This is a genomic window from Blautia sp. CGZ-1-C1, assembly GCF_056504575.1.
Genome location: NZ_JBWLUT010000104.1, coordinates 1 through 15,442 on the forward strand (window position 1 = coordinate 1; position 15,442 = coordinate 15,442).

Below are 15,442 nucleotides of genomic sequence, written 5' to 3' on the forward strand. Positions count from 1 at the left end.
AACTTTCACTTAATATACTCTTTAACTTCATACAACGACCTCAATATTTTCTCTGCCAACACCCTCATCTCCTCCGTCGGTTCCTTCAGATCCGGCACCATAATAGGATGCATCCCTGCTGCATGTGCTGCCCTGATCCCATTATAAGAATCTTCTATCACATAACAATTTTCCGGTTTTGATTCCAGTCTTCTGCATGCCTCCAGAAAAATATCCGGTTCCGGCTTACTCCGCTCCACCATATCTCCCCCGATAATCTGATCAAAATATCCCAGCAGCCCGCCATCTGAAATCTCCGAACGCACCAGTGCCTCCCTGGTAGAGCTGGCAAGCCCGATCTTAAACCCCTTCGCCTTCAGATATTTCAAAAGTTCCTCAACTCCCGGCTTCTTTGCCAGTTTACCTCCTGAAGCATGACTGAAAAACACTTCTGCCATCTCCGCTTTATATTCCTCATATGGGAAATCTTCACCATAATGTTTCAGAAAAACCCCTTTACTTACAACACTGTTTGTTCCCAGACACTCATGACATGCCGCCTCAACTCCTGCGATTCCATGACGTTCTGCCACTTCTTTCCACGCTTGAAGCACAAGAATCTCCGAATCAAAAATCACTCCATCCATATCAAATATCACTGTATCAATTCCACTCGCCATAACTTTTGATCCTTTCCTCTTTCTCTCTGTCAGCAGACTTTCTCAGACAAAAAATATCTTTGACGACAGTCTGATCGACTTATCAAAACCATATATAAGCAAGTAGTCTGCCAATCTATTTTTTCATAATATAACCAATCGCATCACGAATCTGCGACACATAAACCAAATTGATCCCTTCCACTTTTCCAACAGAAGACTTACACACTTCCGGAAGCACAACTGTTCCAAAGCCCAGTTTTTTCGCCTCCTGCACACGCTGGCCTGCCATACTCACCGCGCGGATTTCACCACTCAGGCCAACCTCACCAAACACCATCACATTATCAGGAATCACAATATCCTTCGCACTGGAAACAATCGCCAGACAGATTCCAAGGTCAATTGCCGGCTCTGTCATCTTCATTCCCCCTGCAATATTGACATAAGCATCCGATGCAGCCAGACGAAGTCCGACTTTCTTCTCAAGCACAGCCATAAGGAGATTCACTCTGTTAAAATCAGTTCCCACCGCTGTCCGCCTCGGAATACCGAAATTACTCTGGCACACAAGTGCCTGGATTTCAACCAGAATCGGACGGGTTCCTTCCATAGAACACGCCACAACAGAACCCGACGCATCCTCCGGTCTGCCATTCAGCATATATTCCGACGGATTCTTCACCTCCTCAAGACCTGTATTGCACATTTCAAAAACACCAATCTCATTCGTAGAGCCAAAACGATTCTTCACTGCACGCAGGATACGATAAGAAGCATGCCGGTCACCTTCGAAATAAAGCACCGTATCTACCATATGTTCCAGAACCCTCGGACCTGCCACATTTCCTTCTTTCGTCACATGACCTACAATAAAAATGGACACACCCATCCCCTTTGCAATCTGCATAAGGATATTGGTAGATTCTCTTACCTGAGAGACACTTCCCGGTGCCGAACTTACATCTTCATGAAACATGGTCTGAATGGAGTCGATCACAACCACATCCGGTTTCCTGCGCTCGATCACCTCACGTATCACTTCCAGGTTCGTCTCACATAAAAGCTGCATCTTATCCGTAAACTGCCCGATACGATTAGCTCTCAGCTTAATCTGTCTCAGAGATTCCTCGCCTGAAATATAAAGGACCGAAACCTGCTTCTCTGCCAGATTCCTGCACACTTGTAAAAGCAGCGTAGATTTTCCGATGCCCGGATCTCCTCCCACTAAAACAAGGGAGCCGGGGACGATACCGCCGCCCAGCACCCTGTCAAGTTCACCAATCTGAGTTGTCTGTCGTTCATCTTCTGACAGGCTGATGTCTTTAAGGATCACCGGTTCCTGCCTTTTTTCTGATGATTTCATTGCTCCAGAAGAGGATGGCTTCTTTGTGGAAACTGTCTCTTCCACAAAGGTGTTCCATGACTTGCATCCCGGGCACTGCCCCATCCATTTCGCAGATTCATATCCGCACTCCTGGCAAAAATATACTGTCTTTTTATTTTTTAGCATTTTACAATTTTTACTTCTACTCTTGCAGCATTTCCAAGTTCTACACTAAAGGAAAGTTTACCGCCAAGGTTTGTCTTCATCTTGCCAGTGCTTGCCTGCTCGATAAATACTTCATACTCTGTGTCCGGTTCCATCTCTACTGTGATCTGTGCATCTTCCGGTCCTTCTACATGGAAGTCCATCTGCGCTTCACTCTGTGTAAGGTTAAACACTGCTGTTCCCGGAACTGATTCGTAAACGAACATTCCGTTTCTCTCGAGCTTGGTAATCTCCTTAAAAGTTTTTACTTTATACATATCGCCCTGATGCTGGTAATCTGATAATTTAGATTTCTGTGCAAGCTCATAATCACCAAAGCTGATTGCTCCATTCTCTTCTGTGCGGATTAATTCTTTTACTACTGCCATTTCCCTATGTCCTCCTAAGACTCTTTTGTTTGCCGTCCCCGCCGTTTTATTCACCGGCATTGATACAGTTTTCATCATCACTGTACCTTTCCCGACATTTTATGTGGTTATTATATAATAAATTCACCTTTTTGACCAGTGGCTCACTGGTTTTTTTATACTAATTTCACAATTCCAGATACCAGGGTTGCAAAATCAAAAGGCGTTTGATCTTGCAACCCGCCAAGCATGAGGAAGTAGCGATTTACGTAGTAAATCTGCGGATTCCGAATGTTTGCAGAATTGCGAAAGCTGCCTCGCAGCGGAGCAATTCGTAAGTATCGTACTACTTCACTTCAAACATAATCTCATTCTTATGAAGTTTCACCTGTACGTGGTCTCCGTGTTTAACTTTGCCTTCCAGAATCTCATTCGCAAGTGCATCCTCGATTCTGCTCTGGATTGCGCGGCGAAGCGGACGGGCACCGTATTTGTTGTCAGAACCTTTATCTGCAATAAAATCTTTCACTGCATTTGTTACAGTAAGCTGAATATCCATCTGCTCTGCGCATCGTTTCTCCAATGTCTTAAGAAGCAGAGTTACGATCTTACGGATATCTTCTTTATTTAATACATGGAATACCATGATATCATCAATTCGGTTGAGGAATTCTGGTTTGAAGATACGGCGTACTTCTTCCATTACACCGCCTTTCATCCGTTCATAGTCCTTCTTCTCATCATTATTTGACATGAATCCCAGACGTTTCGGCTCCATGATTGCCTGCGCACCTGCATTAGATGTCATGATAATAATCGTCTGTTTAAAGTCTACCTTTCTACCCTGTGCATCTGTGATATGGCCATCATCCAATACCTGAAGAAGAATGTTAAATACATCCGGATGAGCTTTCTCAATTTCATCAAAAAGCAGTACACTATATGGATTTCTGCGGACTTTCTCGCTGAGCTGTCCACCCTCTTCATAGCCTACATATCCCGGAGGAGATCCAATCAGTTTGGAGACGCTGTGTTTCTCCATATATTCAGACATGTCAACCCTGATCATTGCCTGCTCACTGCCAAATACTGCCTCTGCAAGAGCTTTGGAAAGCTCTGTCTTACCAACACCTGTCGGTCCAAGGAAAAGGAATGAACCAATCGGACGGTTCGGATCTTTAAGTCCTACTCTTCCTCGCTTCACCGCCTGTGCAACAGCTTTTACTGCTTCATCTTGTCCAATCACTCGTTTATGAAGCTCTTTTTCAAGACGTGCAAGACGTTTGGTTTCTCCTTCTGTCAGACGCTGAAGCGGTATTTTCGTCCAGTCAGAAATAGTTTCTGCGACAGCAGCTTCATTTACGACCAGTTTCTTTCTCTTATTTCTGCGCTCTGTCTTAATACGGATTTTCTCCATCTCGGCTTCTACTTCGTTCTGGCGGGTCTGCGCTTTTCTGGCACGTTCAATATCTGCCGTCTTAACTGCCTGCTCTTTTTCCTCGCGAAGCTCGTTAAGTTCCATTTCATATGCTTCCAGTTCCGGTGCTGACTGATAACCTGCAAGCTGGACCTTGGATGCTGACTCATCAATGATATCGATAGCCTTATCCGGAAGAAAACGGTCATTGATATATCTCTGAGACATTTTCACTGCTACCTCAAGGGCCTCATCTTCGATCTTCACTCCATGGTGTTTCTCATAATATGGGCGAAGTCCCTTAAGAATCTCTATTGTCTCTTCTGCTGATGGTTCTTCCACTGTTACCGGCTGAAATCTTCGTTCCAGTGCCGCATCTTTCTCAATATGTTTACGGTATTCCTCAAGAGTCGTTGCTCCGATAAGCTGTATCTCACCTCTGGACAGAGATGGTTTCAGAATATTTGATGCATCCAGCGCACCCTCAGCTCCTCCAGCCCCGATAATGGTATGGATTTCATCAATAAACAGAAGAATTCCCTGATGTTCCTTCACTTCCTGAATCACATTCTTGATACGTTCCTCAAATTCACCTCTGTACTTGCTTCCCGCAACCATACCGGAAAGATCCAGAACAACAAGACGTTTATCTTTCACTGTATCAGGAACCATTCCCATGACAATACGCTGAGCAAGCCCTTCAACGATAGCTGTTTTACCAACTCCCGGCTCACCAACCAGACATGGATTGTTCTTAGTTCTTCTGCTCAGAATCTGGATAAGTCTGGTAATCTCTTTATCACGTCCTACTACTGGGTCAAGCTTTCCTTCTGCGGCAAGCTGTGTCAGATCGCGGCTGTATTGATCCAGAGTAGGGGTGCTTGTCATCTTTTTATTTCTTGCATTCTTTGCATACTGAAATTCCTCTGCAATCGTATCATTATCAAATCCCATCGCTGTCAGAATCGCTGCAAAAAGTTTCTGGATATTTACTCCCATTGTAAACAACAGTCTGGTAGCTACGCAGTCTGTCTCTTTCAGAAGTGCAAGCAACAGATGTTCTGTTCCGCAGACGCATTCCATGCTCTCTGCATCTTCCTGCGCCTGCTCAATGATTCTCTTTGATCTCGGGCTATACTGCGGATCCTTTTCTTCTACAACAGTATCTCCCTGTGCCGGAGCAATCAGCTGGCTGATCAGCTCCATAAGCTTTTCTTCTTCTACATTAAATTCCTGCAGTACTTTTCCCGCAGTACCCTCCGGTTCCTTTAAAAGACCTGCCAGAAGATGTTCTGTTCCGATATACCCGTGTCCACAAGACTTCGCTGTCGTCTTTGCCAGTTTAAGGGCATTCTCTGCCTGTCTGGTAAATTGTCTCTCCATGTCGTCTCCTATCTGTCTTTATTATAGTCATCAAAAATTTCGTCGATAAGCTGATGTACTTCCTCTCTGGTCACACTCTTACAGCATCCTTTCGCAAGAGCCACCATGAGATTCTGTTTTAGCTCTTCTAACGCTTTACGTTTATTTACATCAATGGAAATCACTGCACCACGTCTGCGGTCGATAGTTACAAATCCCTCCTGCCTTAACAGTGAATATGCTTTATTTACTGTGTGCATATTAATTCCTACTGTATCTGCAAGCTGCCTTACGGATGGTAAAGTATCACCCTCCTGCAGCCTTGACGTGGCAATTCCCATGATAATCTGATTGGTCAGCTGGATGTAAATGGCTTCATCACTGCTGAAATCTATTTCAATCATCATATGGATTTTTCTCCTTTTTTGTGTTACACATATCCTAGCACAAACCAACATTTTTTGCAATCATATCTGTAAGGTTTTGGAAAGGATAAATTTTGTAACATAAAAAGGTGTATATTATGCATTTTTTTACATAATCTACACCTTTTTTATTTCATGTTACTATTTTCCAGTCTTCTCAAACATACCAGAGTTAGTCTTCACTCTGTAACGCGATCAAATGTCCAGCTCAGATTACTTTAACCCAATAATCTTGTTCAACTGTTCTTTATTCAGAATAAGGTTGAATCCTAATGGATTAACTGCATAAGCCATTGCCTTGTCAATCATCAGTTCCGGAAGTTTTGCAAATGGTACTTTTGCAATACGGAGTTTCTGACCTTTGGTAAATTTCTCAAGTTCCATGACATCAGTAAATACCGGCTGAAGAATGTCACCTTTTTTATTCTTCAGATATGGAATGTTGATCTTCTTCGGATCTTCCGGATCTACATTCATGGCAACCAGATATTCTGATTTTTTAAGGTTCACGATCAGCTCTTCCTCAAGTTCACGGATATTTCCATGCTGATCTTTCTCTACCGGACGGCGAAGTTCCTGTACAAAATAAATACCGGAAAGTTCAAGTGTCGGATTGAGAAGTGGTCTCTTGGCCGGCTCAATTTTGCTCATATCAGCCTGTTTTGCAATATCAGGAAGATCAATCTCAATCTTATCTTCACCGTCTACCCATACAACAGTGTTAACACCAATGGCATAAAAAGTACCATATAATCTTGGATAATCTTTCTTGGAAAATCTCATTCCCATAAGAAGAATCTTATCTTCAATCATCTTTTTGCCGAATTCCTTGATTCCCTCTTCTGTGGAAAAAATCCATGCCTGGTCATTATAAGTCTCTTCGTCACATTTCACATATGGCAGTTTGGTAGCCTGTGAGTATGCAACAAATACTGTCTCTCTGTTCTGTAATTCCTTGATTGCTTCTTCTTTGCTGATTCCCATTATTTTATCCTCTCTGTCTCATTTCTTTTATGATCTTTTTCATTTCCTTATCAACACGATAAGACTCTGTGATCTTCTGTAGTGATTTCTTATATGTAAATTCATCCAGTTTGTGGCCGTCCTGCAAGTATGCCAGCATCTCATCCGGAAATACCGCAAAATATACAGATACTGCCCACGCCACTGCCATCTTTGCATAATAGCCCTGCTGAGTGATACTCTCCAGACGTTTGATACTCTCTTTCAAATATTCACGCTTCACAAAATGTCCCAGAAGCATGACTGCCGCAAATCTTGCTTCGTATTCTTTATCCGAAGTAAAATACGGTTCAATAAAATCCCAGTATTCCGTCTGGTATTTATCTGCATCTTTTAATGTACTGCAAAAACAGTCGCACACTGCCCAGTTATTAATGTCCGGCACAAATTTTGCCACATATGTTAAGCGTTCTTTGCATTCCATCTTTGCGTAAGCGCTCACCAGTCCACGAAGCATCGTTTCTTCATACCACTGATCATCTGCCTGTTCAAACCATTCCTGCCAGTCCATACCAGAAAGCTGCTTTGCAAATTTTCGCAACACCGGAAGTCTGATTCCCATAACATTATCCACACCCGGCAGAAGATTGCTGTGAAAATCCCGATAACCGGTATCTTCATTCTCCTGCAGAAACTGGCGCACCATATGTGTCGTCACCTGAATCTCTTTCTGACTTTTCCTGTTCATAATATTTCTCCCATTACTGCGCATATGCTGAACAGTAACTTTCTCCTCGCTGTTTCTGCTACGTTACAATTCATCTCAATCTGTAACTTTGCTTTACAGCACTTTTCTATTTTATAACAGATTGCATGAAAAGTAAAGGAAATCGCTCGTATTATTTATGCAAAAATATTTATGTGGATTCTATCGTTCTTTGAGGAAATACCATATTGAAAACACTTCTGGACAGAAGAAGTATCTGCTGACTATAAAATAGGAGACAAGAATAGGACTTTTCTCCCAGTCTTGTCTCCTGTTTATTTTTAATCATCGTAACTGTTCAGTACCTCGCGGGATAGTAGACCGCTGAATAGTTACTAATCATCAATACTTTTATGCTTCATCAATTGCTTTTCCAATATCATGGCGCATATATTTATTTGCGAATGTAATCCACTCTGTAGCTTCATATGCATTCTTTCTTGCTTCTTTTAAATCTTTGCCTGTCGCAGTGATTCCCAGAACACGACCGCCGTTAGTAACGATCTGGCCGTCTTTCAGTTTGGTTCCTGCGTGGAAGCAGTAATATCCGTCTTTGTCTTTGAAATTTTCAAAGCCGTACATTGGGATACCTTTTTCATATTTTACAGGATATCCATCACTTGCAAGTACTACGCACACTGCTGCATTATCCTCGAACTGAAGGTCTACCTGGTCCAGTGTTCCATTTACGCACGCTTCCATTACTTCAATGATATCATTCTTCATACGTGGCAGGACTACCTGTGCTTCCGGATCTCCGAAGCGTGCATTATATTCCAGTACTTTCGGGCCATCTGCGGTAAGCATAAGGCCAAAGAAAATGATTCCTTTGAACGGACGTCCTTCTGCTGCCATTGCATCTACAGTCGGCTGATATACATATTTTTTGCAGAATTCATCCACTTCTTCTGTATAGAACGGACTTGGTGAAAATGTTCCCATTCCGCCGGTGTTAAGTCCCTGATCTCCGTCCTGGGCACGTTTGTGATCCTGTGCAGAAGTCATGGTGCGGATTGTTTTTCCATCTACGAAAGATAAAACAGAAACTTCACGTCCTGTCATAAATTCCTCAATGACCATTGTATTTCCGGCATTTCCGAATTTCTTATCCTCCATGATCTCTTTTACACCGTCTTCTGCTTCTTTCAGATCATTACAGATCAGTACACCTTTGCCAAGTGCAAGACCATCTGCTTTCAGAACGATCGGAAATTTCGCTTCTGTACGGAGATATTCCAGTGCTTTCTCAGGATCATCGAAATTCTCATATGCTGCTGTCGGGATATTGTATTTCTTCATTAAATCTTTTGAGAAAGCTTTAGATCCCTCAAGGATTGCAGCGTTCTTTCTTGGTCCGAATACTTTCAGACCGCGGGACTCAAATACATCTACGACACCACCGACCAGCGGATCATCCATGCCAATGATCGTAAGATCGATTTCTTTTTCCTGTGCAAAATCAGCAAGTTTCTCAAATTCCATTGCACCGATATCTACACATTCTGCAAGCTCTGCGATTCCTGCATTTCCAGGTGCACAATAAATTTTATCTACTTTCGGGCTTTTTGAAACACTCCATGCAATCGCATGTTCTCTGCCGCCGCTGCCTACAATTAAGACTTTCATTTTATCTTGCCGCTCCTTTTTGTATCTACTCTTCCGTATCGTATTCTTCTATTTCCACTCTTCCATCCACAACCTTCACCTTGCCATTGGCAATGAGATTGATTGCCTTAGGAAGGATTTTCCACTCTGCTTTCTCCATAACACGTCTCTGGAGAACTTCCGGAGTGTCATCAGATTTAATCTTCACTGCTTTCTGAAGAATAATCGGACCGGTATCTGTGCCAGTATCAACGAAATGTACCGTAGCGCCTGTAACACGAACCCCTCTTGCTAACGCTTTCTCATGCACATGAAGTCCGTAATAACCAACTCCACAGAAAGACGGAATCAGTGACGGATGGATATTAATGATCTTATTTGGATATGCTTCCACGATCATCGGCGGAATTGCTACGAGGAATCCTGCCAGAACGATAAGCTCCACGCCACTCTCTTTCAGCTTTTCCAGAAGTGCTTTGTGAAATTCTTCTCTGCTTTCATACTGTTTCGGAGAAATACATACGGCTTCTATGTTATGGTTCTTCGCTCTCTCCAGAGCATAGGCATTTGGATTGTTGCTGATGACCAGAGATATTTCTGCATTTGTGATCTTTCCACTGTCAATGGCATCCAGGATGGCCTGCAGATTTGTGCCGCCTCCTGAAACCAGTACACCGACTTTTAACATAAAGTCACTCCTTTTTCACCTGCTTCGATACGTCCGACTACATATGGAGTATCGCCTGCTGCTTTAATTGCTTCCATTGTTTTATCAACATCTGCTGCATCTACGGCAAGAACCATTCCAAGTCCCATGTTGTAGGTGTTGTACATCATCTGTTCTTCAATGTTACCTTTCTCTGCAAGAAGTTTGAAGATTGGAAGTACCGGATAGCTGTTCTTCTCTACTACTGCACGTGTACCATCTTTGAGCATACGCGGAATGTTTTCATAGAAACCGCCACCTGTGATATGGCTGCATGCATGTACGCGGACACCTGCATTTTTGATGCTCTTTAATGCTTTTACATAGATTCTTGTCGGGGCAAGAAGAGCTTCACCAAGTGTTGTTCCAAGTTCATCATAGTAAGTATCAAGGGATTCTTTTGTCATATCAAATACTTTACGGACAAGTGAGAACCCGTTGCTGTGAACGCCAGTGGAAGCCATACCGATCAGGACATCTCCGGCTTTTAAATCTTCTCCTGTGATCATATCTTTCTTATCGCAGACACCTACTGCAAAACCAGCCAGGTCATATTCATCTTCCGGCATTAATCCCGGATGTTCTGCTGTCTCACCACCGATGAGAGCTGCATCAGACTGTACACATCCTTCAGCCACACCGCCTACAATAGCCGCGATTTTCTCCGGATAGTTCTTTCCACATGCAATATAGTCAAGGAAGAATAATGGTTCTCCGCCTGCACATGCGATATCATTGACACACATGGCAACTGCATCAATTCCGATAGTATCATGTTTGTCCATGATCATCGCAAGTTTTACCTTTGTTCCACATCCGTCTGTACCGGATAAGAGTACCGGCTCTTCCATTTCTTTGATCTTAGCAAGGGAAAATGCTCCGGAAAATCCGCCCAGGCCTCCGAGCACTTCTTCGCGCATGGTTCTCTTTACATGTTCTTTCATCAGCTCTACTGATTTATATCCTGCTTCAATATCTACTCCAGCGGTCTTGTAATCCATAATTATCCTCCGTCTTTTACTCTCAATTTCAGATTGTTTTCTATTACCGTTCACTTCGTGTATAGCAATTATTTTTTAGTAATTTTTATATCCAACTTCCTGCAGTCTTGCGTCTTTTGCTTCTACCTGCTCTTTTAATTCCTGGCTGTATGCTTTTAACTTTGCAAGAAGTTCTGCGTCTGAGGTTGCAAGGATCTTAGCTGCCAGAAGTCCTGCGTTTGCACCGCCGTTGATAGCTACTGTTGCAACCGGGATTCCTGATGGCATCTGTACGATGGAATAAAGGGAATCTCTTCCTCCAAGGGAAGTTGTGTGCATAGGAATTCCGATAACCGGCATCGGGAAGATTGCCGCGCACATTCCTGGCAGATGTGCTGCCATTCCGGCACCTGCGATAATTACTTTAAAGCCTTTTTCTTCTGCTGTTTTTGCGTATTCAAAAAAGACATCCGGTTCCCTGTGTGCGGAAATGATCTTCATCTCATAATCAATTCCCAGTTTCTCCAGAATGTCTGCTGCTTTGCTCATGATCGGCATATCTGAGTCGCTGCCCATCACAATTCCTACTTTTGCCATGATTATTCTCCTTTTCTTCTCAAGTATCCTCTGACAGATATGGTTATACCCGTCGGAGACTCACATTTTATTCTTATTGATAAAAAAAGTACGGTTAGAAAAGATTTTTTCAAAACCCTCTCTAACCGTAGATTCTACTAAGATTCCCTTTTTCTGTCAATAATATTGGAGCAAAGAAATATTTTGATGAACTAATAATTTTTTTATTGACTATTATTCATCCCCAAACGGTTCATTGAGTGCTTCTGTTCCCGGCAGTACAAATCTTCCATCTTCAATGATTGCTGTCATTTCACCCTCATCATCAATAGTGCGGATACTTCCCAGTTCATCATACGGGATCGTGATATCTGTGTGGCATCCATAATAAGCAAGGCTGACATCATCTTTTCTCATCTCAGAAATCTCATTGTCTCTTGCAATGATTTCTTTTCCATCAGGATTATAAACCGGAGTATCCTCTTCCCAGCTGTAGCAGGTATCTCCTACCGCAAAATGCGGTCCCATCTTCTCTGCGATAAGAATCGGAAGTTTATCCGCGATGTCATATTTGTGTGCGGCCACATAAGCTGTCGTATTCGTTCCGATTGCAAATTCTCCCATTGCAATCTTCGGATGATGGAACAGGATGTTATCCTCGATATATTTGCGGTTCTCTTCCTCTGTCTCAAAATTGGAGCAGCTGTAGTCAATAACCTGTCCGCAGTCAAATACCAGTTTCAAATCCCTGAACTGCAATCCATTCAGATATACCTTGGAAACATGAAGCATTCCGCCGGTTCCTGCAAGCACAGGAGAAGTGAACACTTCACCTAACGGAATATTCACATCCGCCACACAGTTTTCGAAATTTGTCTGTGTCTTCGGATCTGTCAAGGTATGAAGATGAATGAGCAGATCTGTCTCATTCTCTCCCTTTCCCTTGATTTCTACCCATTCACAGGTGTCAAGAGTGTCAATGATTGTCTGCTGGATTTTCTGATATTTTTTGTAATCCAGTGTATTGATTTTCACGATCTCACGGAAAATCTCAGGGAAATTTTCTCCGATTTCAGGCACCGGATATGCAATAATCGTAAAACTTCTCTCATCACCTTTGATATAGCGGTTTGTGATCTGGCTGGATTCATTATCCAGTTCCAGCTGCTGTTTCTGCTGTGCCTCTGTAAAAGTCCAGCTCTCCGGTTTGCTTACCGGTGAAAATGGAATTTCACCAAATGTCTCGATTACCGCCGGTCCACCATGTACCGCTGCCAGTTCTGCATATTCATCATAGGATGTCTGCATTGCGCGAAGTTTGCGTTTCACGAAATCAGAATCCATAAATAACGCACAGTCCTGTCTGTGGTCGTAATCAAACTGTGGGTTCGCAATTCCACCTGTAAATCCACTTCTGAACTGGTTACGTCTGTTTACTGCATGAAGTGCATGACGATAGATCACTGTTTTAAGTCCCATCTCTTCAAACTGACAGATAGCAGCTTTTACCATACGCTCAAACCCCAGATGATAGCGGATATTAACGGTCTTTTTCCTGGTAATATCTTTTCTTCCTGTAATAAAGCCGATACGGTATCCTTCTGTATAGGTACGTGCCATATCATCAATTTCTTTCTGGGAAAGGGAATTCATAAACTCCGCTGTTTTCAGCTCATTCTCTGAAACATACTCACCTGACTGATACAGATAGCTTAAATCATTCAGATCAGATTCCATGATTAATTTCACTATGAAGTTATTTTCAGGATCAATCGCTTCTCTGATACGCTCTTCTACCATATCCTGGCAATAATCATTTACATAAGAGACAAGAATCTCCTTCACCTGTTTCTCAGTAGGAATTTCCTCCTGCGCAAATGCGGAATAGATTTCCAGAAACAGTTCCAGTATAACCGTAAGATCCCATGCTTTCTTTTCAAAAGCATAGGCAATCCCACCATGAAGTTCTGTATACAGGAATGTAAATACCTTTCCGTATTCTCCCAGCATCTTCTGTGCATAGGCCGGATTTCCATAAGAATTCTCATAATTCTGTGGCAGGATATCCTGGTATAATTCATGATTCTGCACTTTCAGTTCTACAAAGTTTTTTCCCTGCGTTCCATTATCCATTACAGTGATGATCTGCTGTAAAAACGCAGCTTCTTTTACAAAAAAATCACGATATGGCTCTTCCACGATCGTTTCCTGCGGTATCTGGGCAATTCTTTCTTTTGCCAGTTCATATCGTTCCATAACCCATTCGTCCAAATTATTCCCCTCCTTTTTGTCTTTCAGCCTGAAATTCCCATCAGGAAAATCCCAAGCCAGCCAATCATTATTATTCCATTTGCAATAGACCCAATCATGCTTGTGCGATGTGTCCTGTTTTCTTCCGAGAAACTCTTAAGCCCCATTGTGAATCCATATATAGACAGCAACATCGCACAAAGACTGACACCGCCTACAATGTATCCAAATTTTCCCTTCAAAAAAAAGGACAGCAAAACTGCAGTCACAAATAAAAGCAGGGAAGCTGCCGCCAGACCGGTCGACAACTTACCCTTCTGCGCTTCCTTTTTCTTTGCAAATGCATATCTATATCTTTTTGCCATAAATCTTTCTCCTCAGGTGATTGCAGATAAAAAAAAGCAGATATCCCAGCGCTGCCCCCGCTGTATTAAGTATCATGTCATCTACATCGAAACATCCGACTTTGGTAATAAGCTGGATTACTTCCACTGTAACACTAAGTCCAAATCCTGCCAGTATAATCAGCCATCCGCTTCTCATTCTCTCCAAAATAACCGGCAGTATAAATCCAAAGGGCAGAAAGCCTATCACATTTCCAAAAAGATTTGTAAAGACCGCCAGAAATCCCAGCTGTTTTCTATACACCCAAAAACGTCGTATTTCAACAAACGGAATCAGATTATACCTGTATTCCCGTTCTTCCATTGCTACTCTTCCATATTCTTCTGAAAAGAAAAGGAAATAAATCAGTGCCAGAACATACAGGATAAACAGAACCGTTCCCAGTGTCCGTATGATATGCTTTGTTTCTTTCTTCAATGTTTTCTCCTGTTTCTGACTGAAAAACCACACAGAGCAATTTCCCGGTCTGATACAGACAGTTCGAAAAATTTCCCCATGTGGTTTATGCGGTCTTTTATATCAATATATCTGATTTCTTTTTCAGCAGTCTTGCACCGCTTACGATCATCATAATCCCTGTTACGATTCCTGTTGTCAGTACAATGATTCCGACTGCCAGACTGCATGCTCCTGTGGAAGACATGGTTTTATATATTTTTTCGTTCATAGTCATCCTCACCTTCATGTCAGGCCTGTGTATCGCAGACCAAAGCACATTTATTCATTTATTTTGCACCGTACTGCTCATAATATGCATCAATCGCAGCTTTAAGAGTATCGTCAATGATTACTTTTCCTTTGTACTCTTTGTTGTAAAGATGTTCAATTACTTCCTGCATGGTAACAATCGCATTTGTCTCAAAGCCATAGAGGTCATGCACTTCATCAAGTGCGCACTTCACGCCGCCTTTTCCAACTTCCATACGGTCAAGAGAAACCATCAGACCAACGATTTCTACATTTGCCGCACCTTTTACCTTTGGTACTGTTTCTTCCATAGATTTACCGGATGTGGTTACATCCTCGATCATAACTACACGATCACCGTCTTTTAATTTACTTCCAAGGAAACTTCCCTTGTCTGCACCATGGTCTTTCTCTTCCTTGCGGTCTGAGCAATAACGAATTTCTTTTCCGTATAATTCGCTGAATGCGATGGCTGTTACAACACTTAACGGGATTCCCTTGTATGCCGGTCCGAAAAGTACGTCAAAATCATCGCCATATTTGTCGTGAATCGCATGTGCATAGTATTCGCCAAGTTTTTTTAACTGAGAACCTGTTACATATCCACCTGCATTCATGAAAAATGGAGACTTTCTTCCACTTTTAAGAGTAAATTCTCCAAATTTCAGTACTTCACTGTCTACCATAAATTCAATAAATTCCTGTTTATACTGTTCCATCTTATGTTCTGCCTCCTGTATTTATTGCAATTAATCTAATAATA

The 15,442-nt window shown here is 42.4% G+C and carries 16 protein-coding genes; all 16 read right to left on the minus strand.

Annotated features, from left to right (window positions below):
- Positions 1-5 precede the first annotated feature (5 nt).
- Positions 6-659 carry an HAD family hydrolase gene (locus AC058W_RS09250; protein WP_118137090.1) on the minus strand — a complete coding sequence of 218 codons (654 nt, stop codon included), beginning with the start codon at positions 657-659 and terminating at the stop codon, positions 6-8.
- Between the two features lie 115 nt (positions 660-774).
- Positions 775-2,151, minus strand: coding sequence for a DNA repair protein RadA (gene radA, locus AC058W_RS09255; RefSeq protein WP_118247297.1), 1,377 nt, complete (start codon positions 2,149-2,151; stop codon positions 775-777).
- The gene (locus tag AC058W_RS09260; RefSeq protein WP_008705473.1) at positions 2,145-2,558 is read right to left on the minus strand and encodes a hypothetical protein; all 414 of its coding nucleotides are present in this window, start codon (positions 2,556-2,558) and stop codon (positions 2,145-2,147) included. The genes radA and AC058W_RS09260 overlap by 7 nt, the downstream gene beginning before the upstream one ends.
- 325 nt (positions 2,559-2,883) lie before the next feature.
- Positions 2,884-5,337 carry an ATP-dependent Clp protease ATP-binding subunit gene (locus AC058W_RS09265; protein WP_118137086.1) on the minus strand — a complete coding sequence of 818 codons (2,454 nt, stop codon included), beginning with the start codon at positions 5,335-5,337 and terminating at the stop codon, positions 2,884-2,886.
- Positions 5,338-5,345: 8 nt separating this feature from the next.
- Positions 5,346-5,723, minus strand: coding sequence for a GntR family transcriptional regulator (locus tag AC058W_RS09270; RefSeq protein WP_117676472.1), 378 nt, complete (start codon positions 5,721-5,723; stop codon positions 5,346-5,348).
- Between the two features lie 231 nt (positions 5,724-5,954).
- Positions 5,955-6,725 (minus strand): SseB family protein, encoded by a 771-nt coding sequence (locus AC058W_RS09275; protein ID WP_117676473.1) that lies wholly within the window; start codon positions 6,723-6,725, stop codon positions 5,955-5,957.
- 4 nt (positions 6,726-6,729) lie between these two features.
- Positions 6,730-7,452, minus strand: a complete 723-nt coding sequence (locus tag AC058W_RS09280) for a DNA alkylation repair protein (protein WP_479389997.1) — start codon at positions 7,450-7,452, stop codon at positions 6,730-6,732.
- A 369-nt stretch (positions 7,453-7,821) separates the two neighbouring features.
- On the minus strand, positions 7,822-9,096 hold the full coding sequence (purD, locus tag AC058W_RS09285) for a phosphoribosylamine--glycine ligase (protein ID WP_117844694.1): 1,275 nt from the start codon (positions 9,094-9,096) through the stop codon (positions 7,822-7,824).
- 25 nt (positions 9,097-9,121) lie between these two features.
- On the minus strand, positions 9,122-9,763 hold the full coding sequence (purN, locus tag AC058W_RS09290; RefSeq protein WP_117844696.1) for a phosphoribosylglycinamide formyltransferase: 642 nt from the start codon (positions 9,761-9,763) through the stop codon (positions 9,122-9,124).
- The gene (purM, locus tag AC058W_RS09295; RefSeq protein WP_117844698.1) at positions 9,757-10,782 is read right to left on the minus strand and encodes a phosphoribosylformylglycinamidine cyclo-ligase; all 1,026 of its coding nucleotides are present in this window, start codon (positions 10,780-10,782) and stop codon (positions 9,757-9,759) included. The genes purN and purM overlap by 7 nt, the downstream gene beginning before the upstream one ends.
- 75 nt (positions 10,783-10,857) lie before the next feature.
- A complete protein-coding gene (purE, locus tag AC058W_RS09300; protein ID WP_117844700.1) occupies positions 10,858-11,358 on the minus strand; it encodes a 5-(carboxyamino)imidazole ribonucleotide mutase in 501 nt (166 codons plus the stop codon).
- A gap of 213 nt (positions 11,359-11,571) precedes the next feature.
- Positions 11,572-13,593, minus strand: coding sequence for an aminopeptidase (locus AC058W_RS09305; protein ID WP_118247345.1), 2,022 nt, complete (start codon positions 13,591-13,593; stop codon positions 11,572-11,574).
- A 38-nt stretch (positions 13,594-13,631) separates the two neighbouring features.
- The gene (locus AC058W_RS09310; RefSeq protein ID WP_117676478.1) at positions 13,632-13,952 is read right to left on the minus strand and encodes a DUF6142 family protein; all 321 of its coding nucleotides are present in this window, start codon (positions 13,950-13,952) and stop codon (positions 13,632-13,634) included.
- Entirely contained in the window at positions 13,936-14,409 is a 474-nt protein-coding gene (locus AC058W_RS09315; RefSeq protein ID WP_117676543.1) for a VanZ family protein, read from the minus strand. Before AC058W_RS09315 ends, AC058W_RS09310 begins: the two co-directional genes overlap by 17 nt.
- Positions 14,410-14,506: 97 nt before the next feature.
- Complete coding sequence (locus AC058W_RS09320; protein ID WP_178761025.1) at positions 14,507-14,659, minus strand: hypothetical protein; 153 nt, start codon at positions 14,657-14,659, stop codon at positions 14,507-14,509.
- 58 nt (positions 14,660-14,717) lie between these two features.
- A complete protein-coding gene (gene pyrE, locus AC058W_RS09325; RefSeq protein ID WP_117676479.1) occupies positions 14,718-15,398 on the minus strand; it encodes an orotate phosphoribosyltransferase in 681 nt (226 codons plus the stop codon).
- Positions 15,399-15,442: the final 44 nt, after the last annotated feature.